Origin of the sequence: Reichenbachiella carrageenanivorans (assembly GCF_025639805.1) — a bacterium.
Classification (GTDB): domain Bacteria; phylum Bacteroidota; class Bacteroidia; order Cytophagales; family Cyclobacteriaceae; genus Reichenbachiella; species Reichenbachiella carrageenanivorans.
This window is the reverse complement of sequence record NZ_CP106735.1, coordinates 1-26,413: the sequence shown is the minus strand read 5'-3', so window position 1 is coordinate 26,413 and position 26,413 is coordinate 1. Positions and strand designations below refer to the sequence as shown.

Genomic DNA, 26,413 nt, shown 5'->3' with positions numbered 1-26,413 from the left:
ATTTATTATAATTCTGCTTGGGAATTTATTTCTATATTTATCCTCAGGCAGTGTATAGGGTGAAAAATCCCTTTTCTTATTGAATAAAATATCGCATGGATAATATTAGAAAAAGACAGACGAACCAACTGAACCACCTCAAAAACATTGTGGCTTTCAGAGATCTTATGGAAGGATCCGATGTCAACATTGTCTACCTAGGGAAGATTACTCAAAATACCATCAACGGTATCACGGCTATGACCGAAGAAGATATGACCGACAAAAAAGAAGACAAGAAAGTGTCTCGTCGGGTGTATCATGTGATGATAGAAGCCTTGCAAAATATTTGTAAGCACGCGGACAGTACTGCTGAGTATGCTTCGAATAGCCTAGAAGATGGTCTGGCCAAAGACGGTATCTTCCTCATAGGCGACAACGACTACGAATATTATGTAACCACGGGCAATCAAATCTCACTAGACAATGCAGTGCGGCTTAGAGATATATTGGATCGAGTAAACTCGCTAGACAAAGAAGAGCTGCGAGCATTGCATAAGACCACGATGGAAAACACTACCATTTCAGAAAAAGGAGGTGCTGGTCTTGGCTTTATCGATATCAAAAAACGGACAGGCACGGAGTATGAATATTATTTCGAACCACTCGATGCAGAGCACTGCTTTTTCATTTTAACCATCCGCATTCGAAAAGAAGAAATCTAAGTTTTAGGCCGTTGTGAAGGAATAAAATTCAGCAGGTCATCCGTGATTGTCAAATTTTTATTTTTTGGTGAAATACGCTAACTTATAAAGTGTGGCCTCAGGTTGTTTTTTGGACTGTTTTACGGCTAATCACCCGATTAGTGATTTCACCTAAAAGTCACATTAGGTACAAAAACGGATTGAAATGCGTCATAATAATGTCTAATATTGGATCTTAGAATAATTATAGACCATTTTAATAAATAGAGATTTTAGAATAATTCGATTGTGATGATGGATGGATATTTCATACGGCCTACTGGTACTACTCCTTCGGTGAGTTTTAGACCGAGTCATGGAGAGCTTGAGCTTCGAGGAAATTCTATGCCCGATGATCCACTCAGCTTTTATGGCCATGTATTTAGCCACCTTCCAGCATTAGATAACCAAGATATAAATGAGATCAATGTGAATTTTGCACTAAAAAACATTGAAGACTCTACTACCTATCTCCACATCCTTGTGAAAAAACTGATTTCTTTGTCGTCAGACAACAGACCATTGAATATCACATGGTATTATGAGAAAAATAGGCCTAATATTTTGGAAATCGGACGTGAAATAAGTGAACATTACAATTATCCTTTCAAGTTTGTAGAAGTATTCAAAATCAAGGATCAGTTGCGTCAGGCTTCATAATTTTCAGATTCTTTCTTTCTATTTTTTTGGTGGTTTGTGGTTAGAGTTTCTGCATAGAAACTCCAAGGTCGGTATTCTTATTATATCCCTTTCTAAATGGTTTTAATGTTATAATTTAGTTGTAGAATCGTGTATATTAGAAAAACCAATTTTACCCTAGTTTTCAACCAATTATCCCAAAGGGCGATGTGCTCGGTAGGCAAATAGTATGAGAAGAGAGATTGTTTTTATAGTGGCTGTTGCAGTACTGCTTATCAATTTGAATGGTTTTCAAGCCATGGCACGCCCGTTGGAGAGCCAGCAGGACACTACTGAAGAAGTGGAGAGATCGAGAGAAAGCTCATCGAATAGTATTGTTTTGGTTTTAGCACTGCTGTTGCTAGGTGTGGCGGGAGGAGCATTCTATTATACTTCGGCTATTCGCAAGAAGAGCATCATGGCAGAAATGCAAATTGCCGATATTAGAAACCAGCTAAAAAGTAAGGAAGCTCAAGTCAGTAAAATTCATCAAGCGTATCAAAAATCTGTAGAACAGAAGAAAGAAATGAAAGTCTTATTCGCTAAAGAATATGACAAGTTGGTGGTTAAATATAAAGAGCAAGCCAAAGAAAAAGTAGAATTGGCTAGGCAAGCTGCGGCAAGTAGAGAACTCAAAGAAACGAGCAAGACACTGGAGAAAACGCAAGCCTTACTTATTCAGTCCGAAAAAATGTCTTCATTAGGTCAGCTCACTGCTGGTATCGCACACGAAATCAATAACCCTGTCAACTTTGTGGCGAATGGAGTGAATACCCTCAAAGATAATTTCAAACAGCTCAATGTATTTATCGAAAACTATAAGCGGATCTGCGAGCTCGATAGTTTGGAGGAGATCAAGAAGTATTACAAAATTCAGCGAGAAGACGATCATCATTTTAGCGATTTGCAAACGTCCACCAGTGAGTCGCTCGACGATGTGGAGTATGGGACTACCCGAATCACCGAAATCGTAAACGGACTTCGAGTATTTGCACGACACGACGAGGTAGAAATCAAAGAGGCAGATGTCAACCAGATCGTGGAGAACGCTGTAGTGATCCTAAAGCCTAAGTACAAGAAAAAAGCCAAGGTACTCAAAGACTTGGACACCAACATCGCGCCAATTAAGTGTCTTCCCGGACAACTCAATCAAGCGTTGGTGAACCTCATAGGCAATGCCTGTGATGCCATAGATTTTAAAGGTACAATCAATATAAAGACAGAAGAAGTAGACCAAGACCATGTCAAAATCACGATACGAGACAACGGTAAAGGCATGTCAGAAGACACGCTAAAGAAAATATTTGACCCATTCTTTACTACCAAAGAAGTAGGGAAAGGTACGGGACTAGGCTTGGCGATTACCTATGGAATCATCGAAAAACACAACGGGACTATAGCAGTCGAAAGCACCGAGGGCAAAGGCACTGAGTTTGTGATTACATTGCCTAAAAAGCTCAGAAAAGTAAACAAATCAATGGAATCAGCACCAGCTTAATTTTTTATTGTGGAAGGAGTACTAGACAGGACATACAAGGACGAAGAAGTTAAAAAATACAGTATTCTGTACGTGGATGATGAAGAAGTAAACCTTCGAATTTTTCAGCGGGCGTTCAAGCGTCACTACAATGTGTTTACCGCGGAATCTGGTACAGATGCGATCAAAATATTAGAAAGTCAGGAAATAGACTTGATCATGACCGATCAGCGCATGCCTGGCATGACGGGTGTAGAGCTCCTCATCAAAATCGTACCACAGTACCCCAATATCGCACGGATGATTATGACGGGCTTTAGCGACGAAGATGAGATTATTCGTGTAGATCAGGAGGTAGGACTCGATCGGTTTTTAGTGAAGCCTTGGAATCAAGAAGACCTTAAAGAGGAATTTGATAAAGCTTTAGAAATCCGTAACCCTAAAGAAGAGGAAAAAAAGCCTGATGTTACTCCTGTTGTCCCCAAACCTACCTTGGACCCTGGGGTCAAGACCAAGCAAGAGCTGAAAAAAGAAATTATCAAATCGGTAGAGGCACGAAAAAACATGATGTCTACCGTCAATATGGATCAAGTCATTGAGTTCAACGTCTCACTAAGAGAATCCCTCTTGCCGCGCCAGGAGGAGCTACGCTTATATATAGAAGATGCCTTCATCCTCTATGAGCACAACCGAGTCAACCATAATGGTTATTGGTTTGGCGAAGTGGGAAACAAACTGCTGATCACGTCTTTCAATACCAACTCGGGCGTCATACACGCACTCACCTTGAATACCTTCATTTGCGCCACATTGATGGAGCTCATGTACAAAGACAGGATCTATGACCCTAGAGAAATACTATCTACCCTGTCTATCAGAATTCAAAACCGATTCTTCGGAAAGAAGTACGATGAAAACATTTGCTCGGTAGATATCGCTCTTTTGGTGTACGATAAGCACGACGAATCACTCTTGTTTGGTGGAGCCAATCATAGCTTGTATTCTTTCAATAAAAGTGGAGAATTTAAGACCCTTTCGGGAAATGTGGCACCACTGATACCCGGTGTAGAGCCAGACATCGACGTGATTCAGTTCGATACCTTCGAAGTTTCCGAACTGTATTTTATACCTAATAATGTGATCGACGATAGTACTAAAAAATCAGATAGTAATTCGGCACTTTTGAGTACACAGCTGCTTCTCGAAGAATTACATAAATTTCCAATGATCATGCAGGCCAAGCTATTGCGTGAGTATAGGTACAAAAGTTTGGTTGGAGTACGCTTCTAAGGCGTGTAGTGATTTAAAAAAAGACATAGAATAAAATGGCAATAGGGAATAATTTGAAGAAAGGAACCAAAGCAGCGATTCCTGAAAAACAGGAAGTTCAGGATGCAACTGTAGATAGCTCGTTGGTGCCCAAGACTGAAACCAAACTAGACCAAAGAGATACACAATCTCTGAACCAACTAAACCATGACCTAGAGGCTACGCAGCAGGTCGAAGAAAACAGTCGAATGCTGGTGGTGTTTCCCGTAGGAAAAGAAGAGTATGCTTTTGAAATAGGCCAGATCAAAGAAGTAGTACCCGTACCTCCCATCTCGCCCGTACCCCAGACCAAGAAGTATATCCAAGGTGTGGCCAATGTGCGTGGCAATGTATTAGCTGTAATAGACTTAGCCAAAAAATTTGGACTGAAAAAAGGACAAGCAGCAGATGAGATCAATTACGTTATCGTGATCAATAGCGAGGACGTGAAGGTCGCTGTGGTATCTAGTCAAGTACCCGAAACACTCATGATTAAAGAAAGCCAGATCAACAGTACCGCCGATGTGATGAGAAAGTCAAACAATGAGCAGCACTTTATCAATGGCGTTATCAAAAAAGATAATCGAATGATTATACTTATCGATATTTTAGAGATGATCAAGAGTGACCAAGACTAAGAAAACGATTAAGCAGTAGGGAGAAATAGGATGAAGGAAAAGTTGAAAAAACTAAGGATAAGGCAGAAGATGATGCTATATATTATAGGGGCAACTACCCTGATATATTTTATCATTTTTGGTTATGTAGGATTCCAATTAAAAGAAGAATCACTTAAAGAGGCGGTTAGTTTGGCGAATACATATGCCGTACAAAAGGCTAATGACATCAATGCTAATATGCAAGAAGATATGTCAATCGCTCGATCTATGGCCGTGATCCTTAGTGATTATACTACATTGGATCCAGAGACTCGATATACCATGCAAAAGTCATTGATGACCAGTATATTGAAAAAGTACCCCAACTACGATGCCGTATGGATGAGCTGGGAACTATCCGCTATTGATCCTGAGTGGACTTTGCCATATGGCCGACAAAGAATCACCTATTTTTGGAAAGATGGTCAGATCCTTGAAACCATTGAAACTTTGGATACGGATGGTCAAGATCTTACGGGCGACTATTATAGAATAAAGGCTTCGCCTCATGAAGAAATGTCTGAGCCCTATGTGAGCGATAACTATCAAGACGGGTACCTTAATCGATCACTGATTACATCACCTTGTATTCCTATTATGAAAGGGGATCAGTTTGTAGGACTGATTGGTACAGATTATTCCTTGTTGGGTTATTCAGAGGCCGTGCAAGACACCGTATATGCCCAAGGAAAATCTTTCTTGGTGGCTAACAGCGGCATGATCGCTTCATATGATGATCAGTCTATGGTGACGAAATCCGTGGCAGACCTCTCTTTTTTCGATGCTGATTTAGAGGTGGTAGAGCGTATCGGAGAAGGTGATTTTACGTCATACGTGACTTATGATGAGACTTTGAATGATGATATTTATGTGTCATTTGCCCCTATTTTATTAAATGGGGCTACGCAGCCATGGGCAGTGGGTATCGTATTGCCTCTCGACGAGATCAATAACTCATTTTTAATCGCTTTCAGATTTTTGATTTCAGGAGGTTTGATTGGGTTTGTTTTGCTGAGCCTCATCATCTGGAATATTTCTGGCCGATTTGCAAAACGAATCATAGACACGAATCAAGCTATGAAAAAACTGGCAGTAGGAGATCTTGATTTTACCTTAAATATCGATGCAGATAACGAAGATGAATTGGGACAAATGAGAGGATCCCTGAATCAGCTTTTGATAGAGTTGAGCAAGAAATCCAATTTTTCAAAGGAAATAGGAGAAGGCAATTTAGACGCACCGTTTGAGGTGTCTGGCGAACAAGATGTACTGGGTCAGTCGCTAATGAAAATGAGAGACAATCTTCAAATCGTGATCAATGACACCAAAGCGGTCATAAGAGAGGCTGTAGAGGAAGGCAACTTCAGTGCACGAGTAGTAGAAGAAGGAAAGCAAGGTGCCTGGTTAGAGTTGAGCGCATCTATCAATAATCTGCTAGGTTCATTTGTAGCACCACTCATCACCCTCAACAGAATCATCAAAGCCATGGCAGATGGAGATCTGACCAAGCGCTATACCGAAGAAGCCAAAGGGGAAATTGAAGAAATATCGAGCAACTTCAATAAGGCACTTGACAATATTGACGGTCTTTTGAATCAAATTTTGAACAGCTCATCTACAGTGGACGAAGCCACTGGCGAAATGAAAGTGACAACAGAAGAGATGACATCCAATACGTCGGAAATTGCTTCTGCGATTGCACAGATGAGTAATGGTGCGCAAAATCAAGTGTCCAAGGTAGACGAATCATCTACTTTGATTGAAGGTATTCTGAATTCCTCCAACGAAATGGCGAGCAAAGCCGAAACCATCAATCGAGGAGCAAAAGATGCCGCAGATCGTAGTGCCAAAGGCCTAGAAATGATGAATAAAGTAGTGTTCAATATGGACGATATTTCAGACTATTCATCAAAAACTAAGGAGTCTATACAAATATTGACGGAGCGCTCTAAGGAAATCACAAGAGTACTGAGCGTCATCACTGAGATAGCTTCACAGACTAATCTATTGGCATTGAATGCTGCGATCGAAGCAGCGCAAGCAGGAGATGCTGGTAGAGGATTTGCTGTGGTGGCTGAAGAAATTAGAAAGTTGGCGGAAGACTCACGTGCATCAGCCAAAGAAATTGAGTTGCTTGTCAGCGGAGTGCAAAAAGACACCAAAGAGGCTGCAGATGTCATCGAAATCATGAATGCCAGTGTGAAGAACGGTAGCGAAGCATCTGCTCAGGCTTCCGATGTATTCCAAAAGATATTAGAGTCGGCTACAGCTAATTTAAGTTTTTCGGAAGAAATTTTGAATGACACCAAACTACAGATTGGAGATATCAATGAAGTGGTGACACTTACGGAAGCGATTGTGGTGATTGCCGAAGAAACGGCTGCAGGTACAGAACAGGTCGCCAGTTCGGCTAACGAATTGTCGTCAGGAATGGAACTTTTCAATGATAAGACACAAAGCCTTGCTCAAGTAGCAGAAGTGTTGAAAAACGGAGTGAGTATGGTTAAGCTTTCAGGTAAGGCAGGGCAGAATACAGCTATATTCAAAATGAGAGAGGCCTTTGAGCATGAGAAGATGCTCTTAGACGCTTTACTAGATTACATGCCAGATCATATTTATTTCAAAGATCTTGAATGTAAATTCATCCGGAATAGTGCTTCGCATGTTCGTATGTTGGGTGCAAACAAAGGGGAGGAAGTCATTGGTCGAAGTGATTTCGACTTCTTTGGAGATCATGCCAAAAGGTCCTATGAAGAAGAATTAAACATCATCAAGACTGGAGAACCAATTCTAAATTCGGAAGAAAAAGTAGATAAAAAGGATGGTACTACTAGATACGTGGCAACCACTAAACTGCCTCTTCGAGATTTGGATGGTAATATCATAGGTACCTATGGCATTACCCGAGACATAACCGAAATCAAATTGGCAGCGCAGCGGGAAAGTGAGGCAAGAGAAGAGCAGATGAGAAGCAATATGGAGCTCATCAAAAAGCAAAATGGTCTGTTTGGAGACATCATTAATAAAATAGATTATAAAATTGCCTTGAAAGACCCCAAAGGGATTATTTATATGCTAAATGAAGCTGTAGCCAAAGATTTTGGATATCCATTGGAGGAAATTATTGGTAAGAGTGACTTCGATTTTTATGATGAAGAATTTGCTGCAAAAATTAAAACTAAAGAAGAGGCACTAGTAGCTTCTCGTGAGCCAGTATATAGTCTCGAAAAAGTAATTCTCAGAGAGAAACAGAAATATTGGTTTATTAAAAAAGTACCGATTTTAATCCCTGAATTTGAAGATTGGGGGCTTTTGATCATTCAAAATGAAATTGAAGAAGATAAAATAAAAGGGAAGCAGTACCTTCCTCAGTTGAAAGAAAAGTATCCAGATGTGGTGCTGGATATTTAAGAAGGCAATTAATTAATTTATTTAGCTTATGATAAAAAGCATTACAGTTAGAAGAAAGATGATGGTATTCATCTTGGGAGTCACGGGTTTGATATATGTGATTACGCTAAGCTATATAAGTTTTAGTTTAAGAGAAAAGGCCATTGCAGAAGCTGAAATCTTGGCAGATACTTATGCATCTACCAAGGCTAATGAGATCAAAGCCAGTCTTGCCGAAGACTTGGCCATAGCTCGTACCATGGGCAGAGTTCTTGAGCGGTTTGTGGATGCACCCGTAGAAGAACGTGACAAAGTACGCGAAGAGTTGATGACCAGTGTACTGCTAGACAACCCCAAGTACGATGCTGTTTTTATGAGCTGGGAACTTTCGGCTATCGATCCAGAATGGACACTCCCTTATGGTAGAGAGCGTAAAAACTTCTACGTCAGAGATGGGCAAGTGCGTTCCTCTTCTGAATTAGCCAATACCGAAGGAGATGACGAAGGAAGCGTCTATCATCTATTGAAAACAGAAAAAGTAGAATCTCTGTCCGAACCCTATATGTATGCAGATTATGATTATAGTAAGATAGACCGAGATTCGATTTTAGGAACATCCACAGTAGTGCCGCTTTTAGCGGGAGATAGGTATCTTGGTTGTATTGGAGCAGACCTATCGTTAAGCGATTTTCAGACCATGTCTACCATAGAATTTTATGAAGATGGTTTCGCCTTTCTAGTGTCTGCCAAAGGCAAGATCATTGCCCATCAAGATACTGCGTTATTCAATGCCTCTTTAGAACAGTTGGGTTTTGTGAAGCAATTAGACTTCGACATACTTGGGAAAATAAGCCAAGAGGAGGCTTTCTCTTTTACTGTTTTCGACCCGGATTTTGGTGCAGAGGTGTATGTTTCGTTCTTCCCAGTCAATTTGGGTAAAACTGGTCAGGTTTGGTGGGCAGCGACAATCGTGCCTGTAGCAGAAATTACAGCGTCGTTTAACCGTACTTTACTTATCACTGTTTTTGTAGGGCTGATTGGACTGGCCGTATTGTTTATAATCATCCTTAAAATATCTAACTATATCACCACTTCTATTGAAAAATCAAACAGTCTTTTGAAAGACCTAGCACTAGGTGATTTAAATCAAAATAAAAAACTCATTGTGGACTCCTCAGATGAGTTGGGCCAGATGGCTGGATCAGTCAATGTCTTGGTAGATGAATTAGTTAAGAAAGCTGAGTTTTCAAGGCAAATTGGAGAAGGTAATTTGGATTTGAATTTCCAAGTGTCGAGCGATAAAGATATGCTCGGTCATTCTTTACTCAGCATGAGAGACAATCTAAAAACGGTGCTCGACGATGTAAAAGAAGTAGTAGAGGAAGCCGGGAATGCAGGTAACTTGAACGCCAGAATTCAAACTGCAGCCAAGCGAGGAGGATGGAAAGATTTGAGCGATTCGGTCAACAACTTGCTACAGTCTGTATCCACACCCGTCATGGCTGTCAATGATATCGTCAATGCCATGGCAGATGGAGACCTTACCAAACGGTTTCGTTCACAGGCTAGCGGAGATATGGCACGCCTTTCAGGCAATCTCAACAAGGCGTTGGATAGCCTCACCGAACTGCTGATGAGTATTGCTGAAAACGCCAATTTCGTAGACGAATCATCTGCTGAAATGAGCGTAGTTAGCGAAGAAATGAATACCAATACCAAAGAGATTGCTTCTGCCATATCAGAAATGAGCAATGGTGCACAAACTCAGGTGAGCAAAGTAGACGAATCGTCTAATTTGGTAGAAGGTATCCTCAAGTCATCCAATGAAATGGGAGAAAGAGCTGAAACCATCAACGAAGCCGCTAAGCAAGGAGTAGGCAGTAGCGAAAAAGGACTGGAGATGGTCAATAAAGTAGTCTTCAACATGGTAGATATATCGGAATATTCTTCCAAAACGCATGAGTCTATTCAGATCTTGACTGAAAGATCCGCAGAGATTACAAGAGTATTGAGTGTGATTACCGAAATTGCTTCCCAGACCAATCTACTGGCACTGAACGCAGCTATCGAAGCTGCTCAGGCAGGTGATGCAGGTCGTGGGTTTGCAGTAGTAGCCGAAGAAATAAGAAAATTGGCTGAAGACTCTAGAAACTCTGCCAAAGAAATCGAAAAACTCGTCAGCGATGTGCAAGCGGATACAAGGGAGGCTGCCAAGGTGATCGAGATCATGAGTCAGACTGTGAGAAATGGAGAGCAGGCATCTAAAGATGCTTCTGATGTATTCAAAGAAATATCTGAGACTTCAGATCGTACCTTCCGACATTCGCAGGAGATATTAGAAGCCACTAGGCTACAGGTCAAAGACATCAATGCAGTAGTGGCCATTACTGAAAATGTGGTAGTAATTGCAGAAGAGACAGCTGCAGGTACAGAGCAAGTGGCCAGTTCAGCCACAGAGCTTTCTTCTGGTATGATGGGATACACCGAAAAATCGCAACAGCTAGCCAAAGTAGCCGAAGACCTAAAGAGCGGAATCAGTAAGTTTATGTTGTCTCAAAACATGAAAGCATCGGATGACTAAGATTATAGCTATAGTAAACCAAAAAGGAGGGACAGGAAAGACTACCACTACAGTCAATCTCGGCTGTGCTCTGGCCAAAAAAGGCAAGAAAGTATTGCTGGTTGATTTGGATGCCCAAGGCAATTTAAGCTATTCTCTTGGAATATTGGAAATCGAAAAATCCATCGGGCAGGTGATCTTAGGAGAAATAGATTTTAGAGATATTTTGATCCCTAGAGAGGGACTAGAAGTGGCACCTGCACAGATCGATTTAGCAGATGTAGAAATCAGCATTGCTGGCGAACTAGCCAGAGAGTCTATCCTCAAAAAAATATTGGCTACAGCCAAAGGGTATGACTATGTGTTGATCGACTGTCCACCATCGTTGTCCTTGCTCACCATCAACGCACTCAATGCTGCCAGCAGGGTCATCGTGCCCTTGCAGATGGAAGTATTGAGCCTACAAGGTTTAGATCAGATTATTTCTACGATCAATCAAATCAAAGAAGTATTGAATGAAAACCTTGAAATAATGGGGCTTTTACCTGTGATGGTGGATAGCCGTCGCAAGTTGAGCAGAGAGATCTACGAGCATATAGAAGAGAATTATAATTTTAAAATATTTGATTCTCGAATCAGAACGAATGTGAGAGCAAGTGAGGCACCTTCTTTTGGAGAAAGCCTTATTAGTTATGCCCCCACATCGAATGGAGCAGAAGACTACATGGCTTTTGCCGAAGAAATATTAAAAGCAAAATGATAAATCACAGCGCTAATGGCTTTAGGTAAGAACGTAAAGAAAGACAAGTTGATCCCCTCCAAGCCCAAAAAGGAGGAGCAGGCAGTGGAGACAAAGGCTGTAAAGAAGACTGCGTCTAAGCCAGCTAAAAAAGCTGCGCCCAAGACAAAAAAAGTAGTGAAAGAACCTGTGGTAAAAAAGGCGGCAACTAAAAGCAAGAAGACATCTGTCAAACCTACAGCAGCCAAGCCCCCAGTAGAGAGCAAAGTAGAGGTACTCGAAGTAGCTGCAGTAGCGGAGTCTCCGATTCTGACCCAAGCCAAAAGAGTGTTGCCTGCCAACTTCCTTACCAAAGAGGAGATGGAACAACGCAACAGACTCAAGGCCAAATACGACCAAGAGATCAAACAGCTCAAAGGCAAAAGCATTCAGTTGATTGTATTTAGGTTGGGAGGTGAGAGATACGCACTAGAGATCGACAAAGTCAAAGAAATTGTACCAGCACCCACTGTATCTCAGTTGCCACGAGCACCTAAGTATATGAAAGGGGTTGCCAATATCCGTGGTTCGGTAATGGTGATAATGGATTTGGAAGAAAAATTTGAATTGTTTAAGTCCGAAGAAGACATCAAAGAAAAGCTGTTCACATTAGTGATCAAAAACGAACGATTCAAAGCAGGTATATTGGTCAACGAGGTACCTACCACACTCAAGGTACAAGGAGATATTATCGAAAGTTCTTCAGGTATCATGAACAATACCGTTTTGGACGAGACCTTTATCAAAGGGTTGATCAAAAACGAAGATGGGATGATTATCCTACTCGACATCATAGAGCTAATAGAAAGCGACGAAGTAAGGGTAATTGCCGAGTCTGTAAAAGACGGCAACTGATATGACTAAAACGAGGATACTCATAGCGGACGATTCAGGCTTTATGCGCCTATTGATATCAGATATCCTGTCTGAAAATGAAGGTATGGAAGTCGTAGGTGCAGCTATCGACGGTAAGGATGCATTAGAAAAAGTGAAAGAGCTGAAGCCTGATGTGTTGTTGCTTGATATGAACATGGGTGAGTACGATGGTATCTATGCCGTGAAAAACATCATGAAGGAAGCTCCGCTACCAATCCTGATTTTGAGCTCCGTGGGCAACACCAACTTGCAGCCTATATTTGATGCTTTGCAAGAAGGAGCCGTGGATTATCTCAACAAGCCTTCTCGTGGCAATTCCAAGATTAGGTTGATTGAGGATGAGTTGATCCAAAAAATAAGAAGTGTGACACGTGCCAAGCCAATGGCAGTAAAAGCGGTTACAAGAAATACGAATAAGCATACTTTTGATGGTAATAGCAAATACGATCTGATTGTCATAGGCGCTTCTACAGGAGGGCCTAGTGCGCTCGAAGAAATCATTGTGTCGCTACCATCCAACCTCAACGTGCCAGTGATCATAGGCCAGCACATGCCTACTAATTTTATAGCCCCATTCGTAAAACGGCTTAACAAACTGAGTCCACTCAATGTAGTAGTGGGTGCCAAAAATATGGAGCCTATGGCCGGTACGGTCATTATCGCACCAGGATCTGGCAATATGGTTTTGGCTAAAAAAGGGAAAAAAATCAAGCTCGATTTTACGGAGCAACAGTTTAGAGAATACAACAATCCGTCGATCAATTCGATTATGCTCTCTGCAGCTGTTGTACACGGCGCCAAGACATTAGGAGTCATCCTGACGGGTATGGGCAAAGACGGAGTAGAAGGAATGAAGGCCATCAAGGAGGCTGGAGGATACACCATCGCACAAAATGAAAAATCGAGTGTCATCTATGGGATGCCGAAAGCAGCGGTGCAGTGTGGAGCGATTGACAAGTCAATCGATATCAAAGAAATCGGAAGTTTTTTAGTCAATAGTTTATAAAAAGGGAAAACGTTGAAGTCCAAAGAAGCAGAATATAGAGAACTCTTTCATGCCGAAGCGCTGGAGAATTTCGAAGAATTAAACCGCTTATTTACCGATCTGGAAAACGATCATTCAGACCTGAATGCCATCAATTCCATCTTTAGAATCGTACATACCCTCAAGGGCAATGCGATGGGGATGGGGTTCAATGACATCGCTGAGCTGACCCACGTCATGGAAGATGTAATGGGTGCTGTGCAGCAAGGCAATATGGCGCTCAACAAAGACTTGTTTGATAGCCTTTTTAAGGCCAATGACAAATTGGGTGCATTGATTGGTGCACTAAGTACAGGTGAGAAAGTGGCCTACTTGGGTATCAAAACCAAACTATTTGTACTCTTAGAAAAACATACCAAGGCCACAGAAGTAAACCCTGAACAAAAAGCGGTAAACGAAGAATCAGCGACTGCAACATCCAACGAAGCCAAAGTACAAGCAGCAGAAGATGAAGATCGTCAGGAAATGATGGATTTCATCAAAGAAAAAGAAGCCAGCAGTCCATCGGTCGATGCAAGTAAACTTCAGGCAATGAAATCGGAGATCACATTTACTGATGTGATCCAGATTCCAGTCAAAAAAATGGACGAACTCATGACCATGGTGGGACAGCTTATCATCGAAAGAGATCGACTAATCACACTCAATAGTGTAGATGGTAAGCGAACCTCAGAGTTCGAAGGTCTACAAAGAATCACTTCAGATCTGCAGTATGGAGTCATGAATGCCCGTATGGTTCAGGTGGGCTTTTTGTTCAATAAATTTCACCGAATCATACGAGATGTAGCCGCCATCGAAGGCAAACAGGTGAGTTTGGTCCTACAAGGTACCGAATGTGAAATAGACAGAAACATACTCAAAATCATGAGTGATGCCATGATTCACCTAGTGCGAAATGCCGTGAGTCATGGAATAGAAAGTAGTGAAGAAAGGCGAGGCAAAGGAAAGCCAGATAAAGGCACTATTATTCTCAGTGCTCATTATGAGAAAGATAATGTAGTCATAGAAGTAGGCGATGATGGTAATGGCATAGATGCCAAAATCATTCGCAGAAAAATCGTAGAAAAAGGGCTGGCCAGCAAAGAACTAGCACAAAGCCTATCCGACGATGAAGTGATTATGTACATCTTCGAACCAGGCTTTTCTAATGCTGAAAAAATCACCGAAATTTCTGGTAGAGGTGTAGGGATGGATGTGGTGAAAAAAGCGGCAGAGTCTATCGGAGGCCAGATCAAGGTAGATACTGAAGTAGGCATGGGCACTACGATCAAGCTCAACTTGCCTTCATCTATGGCCCTAAAAGGAGCACTGCTCTTCGAACTAGGCGAACAAGAGTATGCGGTAGCCTTGTCTTATACCGAAGCAGTGGTATCTTTAGCCAAGAGCGACATCCACAGGATTACGGATGGACTGATGGCGCAATACCTCGATCAGACCATACCGATCATCTTTTTGAAAGATATAGTCAATCTTGAAAATCTTGCAGATTGTCAGAAAGAAGGTGTTTTGCACCAGAGTTTTGAGGCGATCGAAGAAGATGTAAAATTGGATGTGATCGTACTCTCGTATGCAGGCAAGCTGCTAGGCATGGTAGTCGATCGTTTGCTTCAGCAAAAGGAAATCATAGAAAAATCTATGGTACCTCCATTAGAAAAAACTAAGCTCCTCAGTGGAACCACCATTTTGGGTAATGGCAAAGTTTGTTTGGTCATAGACGTGACCACCATCTCAGATCTAATGTTTAAAACATTGGCTCAGAAATCAGTAGAAAGTGAAAATTAGATATAAACTCACAGATCATGTTTAATAATTTGACAGAAAGGGAAACCAGCGCAGCCAACAAATTACTAGAATTTGGATTGTCAAAGGCGGCCACTGCCTTCCAGAGTATCTTGCGCTCGGAGGCTACCCTCAAAAGCATCACCACCTCTCTTGAAACGGTGTCTGATGTACCGCAGTATTGCACTAAAGCCGATAGCAAAACACATTTGCTAAAAACAGAATTAGTAGGCGACCTCAAAGGCTTTTGTCATTTGATCTTTTCAGAAAGTGAAGTGCAAAAGATTCAGAATGCAGGTCTGCCCGAAGAAATATTGCTCAACAACAATCCAGAAACTCGCTTGATGAAATTGGAGTATCTCACGGAGATCGACAATATGGTAGCTGGTTCTGTCATCACACAGTTAGCTAATTTTCTGGATTTGGAAATATATGGCAACGTGCCTTCGTTGCACGTGATGCAAGCCAATGAAGTAAATAAGTACATTCAGGCAGAGTCTGTGGTGTACAAGTCAAAAGTAGAGTTTCGTGCTATTTTTAGTATTCCTCATTTGGGTGTGGCTCCAGAGTTTGTGTGGCTATTACAAGAGAGTTTTATAGAAAAAGTGAAAGCCAACGCAGAGCAAATATTGGCTAAGGAATTAGTATAATCAAACTAAAAAATAGTGTGTAAACCACAACAAGCGTGATAGATAATATATCGGATGAAGAATTAGATGCGTTGATGCAGGCCTTGAAAAACAGGTATGGCTTGGACTTTACTAATTATGAAAAAAAGTCCTTGAAGAGGAGTATTGTTCGTCTGATGATGAAGCATAAGATGAGTTCTATGCTGGAGCTGTGGGCTAGAATCATCAAAGACAAAGAATTTTTTGAAAAAGGAATAGACGACCTGTTGGTCAATCTGACTGAGTTATTCAGAAACCCAGATGCCTGGATTGTGATCCGAGATCAAATTCTCGATCAATTTAAAGCCAAACCGAGGCTCAATATATGGCATGCTGGCTGCTCTACAGGAGAAGAAGTGTATACCATGGCCATCGTATTAGAGGAAAAGGGTATGCTGCAAAAGACTAGGGCCATAGCGACGGATCTAAGTTCTATCGCGTTGAAAAAAGCCAGAGCTGGGGATTATTCGCTCATCATAGTGGAGCAGTATCTCAAGCCATTTTTGGCGTTTTACCCTAATAGAAAATTGGCTGATTTTTTTAATTTCAATGAAAGTCATGCCACCATCAAATCAGCTTATAAAAGTCATGTTATTTTCGAACGGCACAATTTGGTGCACGATTCGATGCTGACCAAACATGATATTATTTTTTGTCGAAATGTAATGATCTATTTCGATGAGAAATTAAAAATTCAAGTATTAGAGCTCTTTTATAATAGTCTCAACGACGGGGGGTTCTTAGTCATAGGGTATTATGATATTATGCCCGAAGCTGGCAAGAAGATGTTCGAAGTATTTGATGTGAAAACAAGAATTTATAAAAAAAGGAAAAATATAAAATTAGTAAGATGAGCAAAAAAGTATTGATAGTAGACGACTCCATGTACATGCGTACGTTGATCAAAGATACATTGAAAGCCGAAGGCTATGAGATCGTTGGTGAAGCACCCAATGGTGAAATGGCGATAGACCTTGCTATGGAATTGAATCCAGACTTAATCACGCTCGACAATATTTTGCCAGATATGATTGGTACTGATATATTAAAAGTATTTAAGGATCAAGGAATCGCCTCCAAAGTTATCATGGTGAGTGCTGTAGGACAGCAGTCCGTGATCAATGAGGGCATCGAACTGGGAGCTTCAGAGTACATAGTAAAGCCATTTACGTCCGAGGATCTCATCACTGTAGTAAACAGAGTGATGTAAACGATAAGGCTGAGTATGGGCTTAATGAAACAGAATGTCGTATCCTTCAGTTTCATACTGCTGATACTTGGCCTTGTTGAATTGATAATGAAAGGCGCCTTTTTTAGAAGTGGTTTTGTCCTTGGTATCCAGTTTTTCTAACAAACCAGTGGCCAATATCTTTTTTCTAAAGTTTCGATCATCAATTTCTTGTTGATAAATCTCTTGATATAGTTTAAACAACTGTGGCAAGGTAAACTTAGGAGGGAGTAAGTTAAACCCAATCGGTCTTCTACGAGCATTGTCTTGTAGTTTGATGAGCGCATCGGACACCATTTGCCTGTGGTCTATAACCAAATCAGGCACATTATTGATCTCAAACCAAGCCGCTTGGTGTTTTTCTACCAATTCCTCTCTGTATTTTTGTAGCTGGATCAGACTGTAATAGGCTATGGAAATTACGCGGTCTTCTGGATCTCGATCTACACCACTGTAGCAATGTAGCTGCTCTAAAAACACACTTTCCAGTCCAGTAAATTCCGTAAGAATACGAGAAGCAGCCACTACGGCAGACTCGTTGGGTTGTACAAAACTTCCTACTAGCGACCATTGACCTGCAAATGGTTCTATTTTCCTTTTGAATAAAAGTACTTTTAATCTCTCTGTCTCAGCATCAAAACCAAAGATGACGTTGTCTACAGCCACTAAAATGGGCTGAGCAACTATATAGCTTGAAGTACTTTCGTCTGTCATTTAGATTGGAATAATAGGCGAATTTAATCGCTTAATTTATTAATTGTATAAAATACAATTGTAAATTACATAATAAGCGTTAAGTTTACGTTTATAATTAAAAGATATTTCCATGGGACGAAATAGGGAAGACGTAAGTCACACGTTTGTAGAAAACTTTGGCAATGAACCATTGGTGGTTCGTGCCCCAGGTAGAATCAATATCATCGGAGAACATACCGATTACAATGATGGATTCGTATTGCCAGCAGCCATCGATTTGGCTGTATATATATATATTCAGAAGAGTGGTACGACTAAAACCAAGTTGATATCAGTTGATTTGGATGATTCTTATACCTTCGACATATCAGATACACTTGAGCCAGTAGAGCAAGGCTGGGTCAATTATTTCTTGGGTGTGATCGATCAATTTCGTCTTTCAGGGCATTCGTTAGAAGGGTTCAATCTCATGTTTACTAGCGATATTCCTATGGGGTCGGGTTTGTCTTCATCTGCAGCATTGGAGTGTGGGTTTGGTATGGCTTTGAGCCAATTGTTTGATATCGAAGTAGAAAAAACTGCTCTGGCTAAAATGGGACAGCAGGCAGAGCACAAATTTGCCGGAGTGAAATGTGGTATTATGGATCAGTTTGCCAGTTGTATGGGCAAAGACGGACATGTAGTGAAGCTAGACTGTAGAAGTTTGGCTTACGAATATTATCCAGCTGACTTCAAAGACTATGAGCTGGTGTTGTTCGACTCGAATGTAAAACACAATCTTGCCGACTCTCAATACAACATTCGTCGCAGCCAGTGCGAAGCAGGTGTAGCTGCCATTCAAGCCATTCAGCCATCCGTTCAATCGTTAAGAGACGCTTCGCTAGAGGATTTGGAGAAAGCCAAATCAGACATGGAAGAAGTAGTTTATAGAAGATGTAAATATGCCATAGAAGAAAATATCCGAGTGCAAGCTGTTTGTGATGCTTTGCAAGCAGGAGACATTAAAACAGTGGGCAAGATCATGCTTGAAACTCATGCTGGCTTGCGCGACGACTATGAAGTGAGCTGCAAGGAATTGGATATACTGATCGATATTGCTACTAAGCTGGATGGGCACATCGGTGGTCGAATGATGGGAGGAGGATTTGGTGGATGCACCATTAACCTGATTCAGAAAGAGGCTGTAGATCACGTTATAGATCAAGTAGTGAAAGGGTATAAGGGAACAGCAGGGATAGACACTAAAATCTACCGCGTAGCGATAGGAGATGGTGTAGGTCTATATAAAGAAGCTATCAACAATGGAATTTAATGCAAACGATCATTCGCATAGAAGACTAAATATTCTGACGGGCGAATGGGTACAGGTATCGCCTCACAGATCCAAACGTCCATGGCAAGGACAGGTAGAAAAACTGTCGGTAGATCGCAGACCTGCCTACGACGAAAAGTGCTACCTCTGCCCAACCAATGAGCGTATAGGTGGTGAAAAAAACCCAGACTACAAGGATGTATTTGTGTTTACCAATGATTTTGCGGCGTTGCAGTCAGATATCCCGTCGGGTGGATTTGAGAGCGGGTTGCTCCAGTCCAAAAGCGAAAGAGGTGTCTGCAAAGTGATTTGCTTTTCGCCACGTCACGACCTCACTATTCCAGAAATGGAAGCCAATCAGATCAAAAAAGTAGTGGACCTATGGATAGAGCAATGTGATGAAATAGGAGCACTAGATTTTATCAACCATATTCAAATATTTGAAAACAAAGGAGCGGTAATGGGATGCTCCAATCCGCACCCTCATGGGCAAATCTGGGCACAGGAGTCTGTGCCAGTAGAACCAGCCAAGAAGCAAAAGCAGCAGCTCGATTATTTCGAAAAACACGGGGCAAGCTTGCTCCTCGACTACCTGGCTCAAGAGCAGGGACAGCAAGAACGTATCATCTTCGAAAATGAGCATATGGTTGTACTTGTACCATATTGGGCAGTATGGCCATACGAAGCGATGATAGTGCCAAAAAGAAAAATGGCTCGCATTACGGAAATGACCGAAGCGGAGCGTTTGGGATTGGCCGAGGCTTACAGGTATCTGACCATCAAATATGACAACCTGTTTGAGACTTCTTTTCCTTATTCGGCGGGTATTCATCAGGCACCATACGATGGAGAAGCGCACGAAGAGTGGCAATGGCATATGACTTTTTATCCACCGTTATTGCGTTCGGCTACAGTTAAAAAATTCATGGTTGGGTACGAAATGTTAGGTAATCCACAGCGTGACATCACGCCAGAGTTTGCTGCAGATCAGATCAACAAACAATCTGAAACACACTATTTGTCCAAATAGACTTCGTTACTGTTGAAAAACATGACTAGGCCGACCTTCGGTGCAAATGGAATCGTAGACTTGGAAGTGACTGGCTGTTTGCTAATGGCAGCCAGTCCTCCCAATGTTTTTATAGAAGTTAGTTAGTCTTTTCTTCCTCATTACTTTTCATGCCACTTGCTTGTGATCACGTCAGGATATAATCTACTATGTGAGTGACTCCTTCTCATGTATGACCATACATAGGAGAAAAAGTTAACTAAGATGTAGAAAATATTGAGTTGATGGAGGTACTGGTGCTGGTTTTAGCACTAATTATCCCAATTAATAATTAACTTGATTTTCTAAACTCAACATCGGAACATTGCGAGAAGTATTCATCAGCTATATTCCAGAAGACAAAAGAAGAGCCAGGCAACTGGCAGAAGCATTAGAAGAATTTGGTTGGTCGGTTTGGTGGGAATCTGCCATAGCTGACGACGAACATTTTGATGCGCAAATTGCATCTGCGCTTAAAAGTGCTCATTGCATTATCGTACTTTGGTCTCCTGCTGCCTTGGTCAACGAGACTATTTTGGCGCATGCCCAATTGGCGCTAAATAAAAACAATCTGATTTCGTTGGTCTATGATGATGTTCAGGAGACACATACCATTCCATCACCTACCTATACCAACCTTTCTAATTGGAATGGAAACACGGCTCATAAGACTTTTCAGATTCTTCTCAGCGATATTTATGAGCTGATTGGACATCCACCCATTCGGGTGTCTAATAGAATATTTAGAAACTTAGTTGTATTCGTTACGCTCATGCTGGTGGTGATATGGAGTGCTTTTATACTGTCTATTTTACATCGTAACCGTACGGAAGAATTGAGAGACTGGCAGGAGTATATAAATAAAAATGAAGCGGTTGGTTATCAACAATACCTAAGCGCATATCCCGAAGGGAAGTTTGTACGCGTAGCAGTTTTCAAATTGGACAGTTTACAAGAGGCAAGCAGTTGGGAGAAAGCCTTGATTGCCAATTCGATCCCTGTATTAGAAGCTTATATTCAGGAAAATCCAAAAGGGGCTTACAAAGAATTGGCTTTTGCCAGAATAGAAGAGCTCAAAGACGAGCAGGCTTGGCAGGAAGCCAGTGAGGAAAATACAGTGGTGAGCTACCGCGTTTATCTTCGGCTTTCACCTAATGGTAAATTTGCCAATGAGGCAGAGCGCATCATTGCCGAACGCACCAAAAAAGTAGCTGTTCGCCCGGCCAAAGTGAAGGCGAAGAGCTACTTGATTAGGGAATATGCTTTGCCCAAAGAAGTATTGAGTGTAGCCATAGACCCAAATGGTCGTCGGATACTTACCAAAGGTTGGGATCAGACGGCTTGGCTTTGGGATGTGAGAGGCAATTTGATAGAAGAATTGAAAGGTCACAAAGATTGGCTCACATCGGTAGCCTTTTCTCCTAATGGCAAACGCATGGCAACTGCTTCATGGGATCAGACCGCCAAGCTGTATGATGTGAATGGTCGTATGATAGGTGAATTTACAGGCCATGGTTTTCATGTGAGTGATGTGGTGTTTTCTCCTGATGGTCAGTATGTGCTCACGGCCTCCTTCGACAAGACTGCCAGACTATACAAGCTCGATGGGACTTTTGTACAGTCGTTTAGCGGACATAGAGACTGGGTCAATGCGGTGGCTTTTTCGCCTAACGGACAAAACATCCTGACGGCCTCCAATGACCACACGGCACGTATGTGGGATCTCAAGGGCAATATGGTGGCAGAGTTTTCTGGTCACTTACACTGGGTAACTGATGTGGCTTTTTCTCCTGATGGTAAATTTATCATTACAGGATCGAGAGATAAGACTGCTCGTGTCTGGAGGCTCAAGGATAGGAAAAATAAAAAGCTGGTAGGACATACGAAGGGAGTCAATGCAGTGGCTTTTTCGCCTGACGGCAAAAAAGTGCTTACTGGGTCGGCAGATCACACCGCTATCTTGTGGTCACTCAATGGTGATATGCTACAAAAGTACACCCAGCACAAGGGACAAATTAATGATGTGGCTTTTTCACCAGATGGAACCAAGGTGCTCACAGGCTCTAGCGATCGTACTGCGAAACTTTGGGCTGTGAAGTGAGTTGATATCTATACTTTCTTTGTTATTTCTGAACTAAACTCACTGTCCCATTTTTTGGGGTATGATCAAAATAGCCAAAACTGTATTCTCATCTATTACCTTTTTTGATTCCCAATAGATCAGAATACAATTTTGGCGGTGTTTCTATAACACTTAAAACCCTCTAGCAGCGAATACGGATGATATCATACAAAATGTTAGATTTATTTTTTCTTTGATGTTAAATATGTTAAAATTGAACGTGAATTTAATATGTTATAACTTATGAAGTTTGAAAATCCTCCTTCACATGATACTGAGAACTCCTTATTTGAGGATAGTCAATTAATTAAAGATTACTTCTCTAAGAAGTTTGAAGCTTTTTTTAAGTCTGTTGATTCTAGATATCTTTATTGGGATGAAGTTAAATATCGAAAAGACCTCCCTTTCGATCCGATTAAATCATGGGCTTTAATCAAACTCAATCGTCGTTCAAATTATAAAACATTAACCTTTGGTAGATTCGATTTTAAGTATTTTTTGACAGAATCAATTCAAAAGAGCCTGCATGAGTTTGATTTAAAAATGGTGGGAGGGTTATATAAGAGCCCAATTACAAATTTTGAAAAGACAGAGTATTTAAAAAACTCCTTATTAGAGGAAGCCATAGCTAGTTCGCAGATAGAAGGGGCTGCAACTACTACTAAAGTAGCTTGGGATATGTTGAAATCAGGGAGGAAACCGAGAAATGAATCGGAACAAATGATCTTTAATAATCTTAGAGGAATAAGGTTTATTGATGAAGAAATATCTAATAACCTTAGTATCAAATTTATTATTGATTTACATAAGATTATGACTGCTAAAACTTCTGCCGAAGACTGTGCGGGTGCTTTTAGAGATGGTGAGATTTATGTTCAAGATCACGTTGACGGGGAAATAGCTCACACACCACCTGATCATAGTCAGGTAGATGATTTAATGGAAGAACTATGTCAATTTGCTAATGAAGATAAGAGTTTTGTACATCCAATTGTCAAGGCAGCTATTATACACTTTATGATAGGGTTTATTCATCCTTTTAAGGACGGTAATGGACGAACCGCACGAGCATTGTTTTATTGGTTCTTGATTAAGCATGATTATAGTCTAATTAAGAATATTTCAATTTCTAGAGCTATTCTCGATTCTCGTATACAGTATGACAAAGCCTTCTTGAAAACAGAAAATGACGATAATGACTTAACATACTTTATTACATACTCTATTAAAAGTTTAAGAGTAGCTTTTGAAAGTTTGATTCGGTATAGAGATAAAAAGAAAGAAGAAAGAGACCAAGCAAATTTGATAGCATATAAATTAATAGAGAAGGGGTTACATAAAAGACAAGCTGATTTGATAGGTTATTTGTATGCAAAAGAATCAAATAGAGTGAATATCTCTGCTTATTCTAACAAGCACGATGTTGTAAGACAAACAGCGAGAAAAGACCTTAATGATTTAGTGAAATTAGGGGTGATTCAGGAGGAGAAAGATGGGAGAAATATAGTGTTTAAGGTATCAAGTAAAGAAAAAGTAGAAAGTTATTTAGATAGTTAAATCTAACGGCCAGCTATCGGGCGTATGTCCAACAGCTAGTGAATAGCACTAAAGTAGTGAAATCTGCCGAAGCTCACAACGGTTAAGAGAGGCACTGCGTTCTGAAAGTCTAAGGCTCCTGCGCACTAAAGACGGTAGAAAGCACCGCAGTATCTCAGCGACAGATTCACGGGCGAGTTTCACTAAAACCTGCCAGAAAGCACGGTGACAAATGCCCGATCAGCGTCTGTTAGGGCTAGTTTTTCCCCATTAAAATGATCAAGTCGATAGTAAAGTGAAGTAAAACAGCGTATTGAAATCCAATCCTTATTCGGACGTAGGAAAATGTTAGCGCATAAACAAAGAATGGTAGGATCGTTAAAGGCAGAAAAGTTAGGTGTTCAAGAGTTAAGTCTAGAGTTGGTAGATGCGCAACTGCAAATAAAAGTGCAAGTCCATAGAATAGATACTTGTAAACCTTGTTCCAGTTGTTCTCAAACCATGATGAATGAGAGTTAGTCCGAGAGAGTGAGAAGTAAATGGGTATGGAAAAAATCAAATAGATAAGAGTCGATTGAACCAATAGGTTGCTATAGAATTCGGTGTAGGCTAAGAAGTATCGGCCGAATAATCTCGTTACCAAATAGCTTGCAAAAAAAGAAACGAAAATGTCGAAATACCTTTTATTGAACTTATGAAGTACTAGTCGAAATTTAGTTTCCTCTAGGACACCAGCAATTATTGGGATCAGAATTGATGCGATAAATATGTCAGAAGAGTTATTAATAAAGTCAGGGATTACATTGAATTGATCAGGACTTGTGAAAACTCCCAACTCTTCTAAGATCATCGTTGGAATTGCAGAAATCAGCAACAATAACAGTGAGATAAAGTAAAACCTTAAGGTTAGTAAAAGTCGGTTCTTGGTCGTTGTTCTTATCCGGTGAGTGTCAGGTCTTTTAACTAGTCGAATGAAGGATTTTATAAGTCTAAAGCTGGGTTTTGACTTGGTTTTTTTAGTTGGGTTGTCAAGTTCATACTGCCTTCTTCGTTCCTCTCGAACTACCTCAGGATCAATGTACTTCGATGTTCCATTTTCTCGGGCGTTTAGTTCTTCAATTGCTGCTTCTACCGCCTCAGGAACGTAGTTCTTTGGAGTATTAACGATTCTTGTTAGCTCAATATCAGTTTTTTGCTTAAAACGTTCAGTGAAGTGGTTTGGCATTGAAATTTGTTCAGTGCGGCAATTAGCCCTAACCTTTAGCTTTCCTGTCTATAATTAATCAAAGAAATAAAGGTTTTACTTTTAATAGTAAAAGAAAGCAAGCCAGAACTACGCGCTAACCAAGTTACCCAGACTTATCGGGCGATTCAGGGCTTGCTTTCCATTGTTAAATGTTCAGATAGATATTCAGGGATCCCGATCCGTCGAGATGCCCTAACATCAAGGTTTTGAACTTAATATTGAAATTATGGAAAATACCACCCCTAAACAAATCTTCTACCCACATATCGTGGGTATAGACATTAGCAAAATGAGTATTGATGTGGCTTTGATTAACAGCTCATCGATGAAGTGCAACAATGGCTTGTTTAGTAATGATAGCGAAGGCTTCCAGAAAATGAAAAGATGGCTTAAACAACATGGCAATGACTGTGGTGAGGACATCCTTTTCTGCATGGAACATACCGGTATCTATACCAGAAACATTGTCAAGTATTTGCTCAAAAGAGGATGCAAAGTTTGGCTGGAATCCTCCCTGCACATCAAAAGAAGCATGGGACTAATCAGGGGTAAGTCAGACAAAATCGACGCTGAAAGAATTGCCAATTTTGCTTTTGATCATCAACGTGATGCCAAACTGGTCAAACTCTCACATCCTACCTTAAACCGCCTCAAAGATCTAATGAAAACCAGAATGAGGCTTCAAAAAAGTTTACACAGTCAGCAAATTGCTGTAGATGAGTTGACCAAAGTAGACCCAAAAGCAGGACGTGAAATCGAAAGAATCAGTAGGTCAGCTATCAGTGGGTTAAAAAAATCTTTAGATAAAGTTGAAGCCAAAATGGACGAATTGATTCAGATAGATAAACACTTAAAGACCCTCTACGAATTGGTCACTTCGGTGAAAAGTGTAGGCAAGGTTTTGGCCGTGGATCTGATCGTTTATACAGAAGGATTTACTCGCATGTTGGACAACCGAAAGCTGGCTTGTTATTGCGGTGTAGCTCCTTTCGAATACAGTAGTGGAACCAGCATATTTGCCAGTCCAGGCACATCAAGTTTTGCCAACAAACAACTCAAATTTCATCTACACATGTGTGCGATGAATGCCATCAAATGTCACAAAGAACTTCGAGGATATTACCTTCGGAAAACCGAAGAAGGGAAAAGTAAAATGAGTGCACTCAATGCAGTGAGAAACAAACTACTCCATAGAGTAGTCGCCGTAGTAAAAAGAGGAACTCCTTATCAAGAGAAATTGGATTAAAAAAAGACCAATACGCTTGTTTTTACCATAGATATCGCC

20 protein-coding genes are annotated in these 26,413 nt (G+C 40.9%); 19 read left to right on the top strand and 1 reads right to left on the bottom strand.

Going from position 1 to position 26,413, the window contains the following annotated elements; genetic code table 11:
* Positions 1 to 95: 95 nt before the first annotated feature.
* The 14 genes from N7E81_RS00100 (at position 96) to N7E81_RS00035 (ending at position 17,150) form a co-directional block, all read left to right on the top strand.
* Positions 96 to 704, top strand: a complete 609-nt coding sequence (locus tag N7E81_RS00100) for a SiaB family protein kinase (protein ID WP_263051244.1) — start codon at positions 96 to 98, stop codon at positions 702 to 704.
* A gap of 270 nt (positions 705 to 974) precedes the next feature.
* Positions 975 to 1,382 carry a DUF1987 domain-containing protein gene (locus N7E81_RS00095; RefSeq protein ID WP_263051243.1) on the top strand — a complete coding sequence of 136 codons (408 nt, stop codon included), beginning with the start codon at positions 975 to 977 and terminating at the stop codon, positions 1,380 to 1,382.
* A gap of 208 nt (positions 1,383 to 1,590) precedes the next feature.
* On the top strand, positions 1,591 to 2,898 hold the full coding sequence (locus N7E81_RS00090) for a sensor histidine kinase (protein ID WP_263051242.1): 1,308 nt from the start codon (positions 1,591 to 1,593) through the stop codon (positions 2,896 to 2,898).
* Between the two features lie 9 nt (positions 2,899 to 2,907).
* The gene (locus tag N7E81_RS00085) at positions 2,908 to 4,167 is read left to right on the top strand and encodes a response regulator (protein WP_263051241.1); all 1,260 of its coding nucleotides are present in this window, start codon (positions 2,908 to 2,910) and stop codon (positions 4,165 to 4,167) included.
* 35 nt (positions 4,168 to 4,202) lie between these two features.
* Complete coding sequence (locus N7E81_RS00080) at positions 4,203 to 4,823, top strand: chemotaxis protein CheW (RefSeq protein ID WP_263051240.1); 621 nt, start codon at positions 4,203 to 4,205, stop codon at positions 4,821 to 4,823.
* A gap of 69 nt (positions 4,824 to 4,892) precedes the next feature.
* Positions 4,893 to 8,255, top strand: a complete 3,363-nt coding sequence (locus N7E81_RS00075; protein ID WP_263051239.1) for a methyl-accepting chemotaxis protein — start codon at positions 4,893 to 4,895, stop codon at positions 8,253 to 8,255.
* 28 nt (positions 8,256 to 8,283) lie between these two features.
* Positions 8,284 to 10,815 carry a methyl-accepting chemotaxis protein gene (locus N7E81_RS00070; RefSeq protein ID WP_263051238.1) on the top strand — a complete coding sequence of 844 codons (2,532 nt, stop codon included), beginning with the start codon at positions 8,284 to 8,286 and terminating at the stop codon, positions 10,813 to 10,815.
* Complete coding sequence (locus N7E81_RS00065) at positions 10,808 to 11,554, top strand: ParA family protein (protein ID WP_263051237.1); 747 nt, start codon at positions 10,808 to 10,810, stop codon at positions 11,552 to 11,554. The genes N7E81_RS00070 and N7E81_RS00065 overlap by 8 nt, the downstream gene beginning before the upstream one ends.
* Before the next feature lie 15 nt (positions 11,555 to 11,569).
* Positions 11,570 to 12,427 carry a chemotaxis protein CheW gene (locus N7E81_RS00060; protein WP_263051236.1) on the top strand — a complete coding sequence of 286 codons (858 nt, stop codon included), beginning with the start codon at positions 11,570 to 11,572 and terminating at the stop codon, positions 12,425 to 12,427.
* Position 12,428: 1 nt separating this feature from the next.
* A complete protein-coding gene (gene cheB / locus N7E81_RS00055) occupies positions 12,429 to 13,454 on the top strand; it encodes a chemotaxis-specific protein-glutamate methyltransferase CheB (protein ID WP_263051235.1) in 1,026 nt (341 codons plus the stop codon).
* A gap of 12 nt (positions 13,455 to 13,466) precedes the next feature.
* On the top strand, positions 13,467 to 15,275 hold the full coding sequence (locus N7E81_RS00050) for a chemotaxis protein CheA (protein ID WP_263051234.1): 1,809 nt from the start codon (positions 13,467 to 13,469) through the stop codon (positions 15,273 to 15,275).
* Between the two features lie 17 nt (positions 15,276 to 15,292).
* The gene (locus N7E81_RS00045; RefSeq protein ID WP_263051233.1) at positions 15,293 to 15,922 is read left to right on the top strand and encodes a chemotaxis protein CheC; all 630 of its coding nucleotides are present in this window, start codon (positions 15,293 to 15,295) and stop codon (positions 15,920 to 15,922) included.
* A 35-nt stretch (positions 15,923 to 15,957) separates the two neighbouring features.
* The gene (locus N7E81_RS00040) at positions 15,958 to 16,794 is read left to right on the top strand and encodes a CheR family methyltransferase (RefSeq protein WP_263051232.1); all 837 of its coding nucleotides are present in this window, start codon (positions 15,958 to 15,960) and stop codon (positions 16,792 to 16,794) included.
* Entirely contained in the window at positions 16,791 to 17,150 is a 360-nt protein-coding gene (locus N7E81_RS00035; protein WP_263051231.1) for a response regulator, read from the top strand. The genes N7E81_RS00040 and N7E81_RS00035 overlap by 4 nt, the downstream gene beginning before the upstream one ends.
* Before the next feature lie 21 nt (positions 17,151 to 17,171).
* On the opposite strand, the gene N7E81_RS00030 is transcribed toward N7E81_RS00035, so the two are convergent.
* Positions 17,172 to 17,882, bottom strand: coding sequence for an NUDIX hydrolase (locus N7E81_RS00030; RefSeq protein ID WP_263051230.1), 711 nt, complete (start codon positions 17,880 to 17,882; stop codon positions 17,172 to 17,174).
* A gap of 112 nt (positions 17,883 to 17,994) precedes the next feature.
* Here N7E81_RS00030 and N7E81_RS00025 point away from each other — a divergent pair, with 112 nt between their 5' ends.
* The 5 genes from N7E81_RS00025 to N7E81_RS00005 all read left to right on the top strand — a co-directional run bounded on the left by N7E81_RS00025 (position 17,995) and on the right by N7E81_RS00005 (position 26,374).
* A complete protein-coding gene (locus N7E81_RS00025; protein ID WP_263051229.1) occupies positions 17,995 to 19,176 on the top strand; it encodes a galactokinase in 1,182 nt (393 codons plus the stop codon).
* Positions 19,166 to 20,206, top strand: a complete 1,041-nt coding sequence (locus N7E81_RS00020; protein WP_263051228.1) for a UDP-glucose--hexose-1-phosphate uridylyltransferase — start codon at positions 19,166 to 19,168, stop codon at positions 20,204 to 20,206. Before N7E81_RS00025 ends, N7E81_RS00020 begins: the two co-directional genes overlap by 11 nt.
* A 343-nt stretch (positions 20,207 to 20,549) precedes the next feature.
* Complete coding sequence (locus tag N7E81_RS00015; RefSeq protein ID WP_263051227.1) at positions 20,550 to 22,325, top strand: toll/interleukin-1 receptor domain-containing protein; 1,776 nt, start codon at positions 20,550 to 20,552, stop codon at positions 22,323 to 22,325.
* Positions 22,326 to 22,589: 264 nt separating this feature from the next.
* On the top strand, positions 22,590 to 23,903 hold the full coding sequence (locus N7E81_RS00010; protein ID WP_263051226.1) for a Fic family protein: 1,314 nt from the start codon (positions 22,590 to 22,592) through the stop codon (positions 23,901 to 23,903).
* Positions 23,904 to 25,354: 1,451 nt separating this feature from the next.
* Entirely contained in the window at positions 25,355 to 26,374 is a 1,020-nt protein-coding gene (locus N7E81_RS00005; RefSeq protein ID WP_263051206.1) for an IS110 family RNA-guided transposase, read from the top strand.
* Positions 26,375 to 26,413: the final 39 nt, after the last annotated feature.

Excerpts from the sequence above, each read along its gene's own strand:
- N7E81_RS00005 (WP_263051206.1), top strand. The coding sequence starts at position 25,355 with ATGGAAAATACCACCCCTAAACAAATCTTCTACCCACATATCGTGGGT.
- cheB (WP_263051235.1), top strand. The coding sequence starts at position 12,429 with ATGACTAAAACGAGGATACTCATAGCGGACGATTCAGGCTTTATGCGC.
- N7E81_RS00025 (WP_263051229.1), top strand. The coding sequence starts at position 17,995 with ATGGGACGAAATAGGGAAGACGTAAGTCACACGTTTGTAGAAAACTTT.
- N7E81_RS00080 (WP_263051240.1), top strand. The coding sequence starts at position 4,203 with ATGGCAATAGGGAATAATTTGAAGAAAGGAACCAAAGCAGCGATTCCT.
- N7E81_RS00070 (WP_263051238.1), top strand. The coding sequence starts at position 8,284 with ATGATAAAAAGCATTACAGTTAGAAGAAAGATGATGGTATTCATCTTG.
- N7E81_RS00020 (WP_263051228.1), top strand. The coding sequence starts at position 19,166 with ATGGAATTTAATGCAAACGATCATTCGCATAGAAGACTAAATATTCTG.
- N7E81_RS00045 (WP_263051233.1), top strand. The coding sequence starts at position 15,293 with ATGTTTAATAATTTGACAGAAAGGGAAACCAGCGCAGCCAACAAATTA.
- N7E81_RS00100 (WP_263051244.1), top strand. The coding sequence starts at position 96 with ATGGATAATATTAGAAAAAGACAGACGAACCAACTGAACCACCTCAAA.
- N7E81_RS00060 (WP_263051236.1), top strand. The coding sequence starts at position 11,570 with ATGGCTTTAGGTAAGAACGTAAAGAAAGACAAGTTGATCCCCTCCAAG.
- N7E81_RS00090 (WP_263051242.1), top strand. The coding sequence starts at position 1,591 with ATGAGAAGAGAGATTGTTTTTATAGTGGCTGTTGCAGTACTGCTTATC.
- N7E81_RS00035 (WP_263051231.1), top strand. The coding sequence starts at position 16,791 with ATGAGCAAAAAAGTATTGATAGTAGACGACTCCATGTACATGCGTACG.
- N7E81_RS00095 (WP_263051243.1), top strand. The coding sequence starts at position 975 with ATGATGGATGGATATTTCATACGGCCTACTGGTACTACTCCTTCGGTG.
- N7E81_RS00030 (WP_263051230.1), bottom strand. The coding sequence starts at position 17,882 with ATGACAGACGAAAGTACTTCAAGCTATATAGTTGCTCAGCCCATTTTA.
- N7E81_RS00075 (WP_263051239.1), top strand. The coding sequence starts at position 4,893 with ATGATGCTATATATTATAGGGGCAACTACCCTGATATATTTTATCATT.
- N7E81_RS00065 (WP_263051237.1), top strand. The coding sequence starts at position 10,808 with ATGACTAAGATTATAGCTATAGTAAACCAAAAAGGAGGGACAGGAAAG.
- N7E81_RS00010 (WP_263051226.1), top strand. The coding sequence starts at position 22,590 with ATGAAGTTTGAAAATCCTCCTTCACATGATACTGAGAACTCCTTATTT.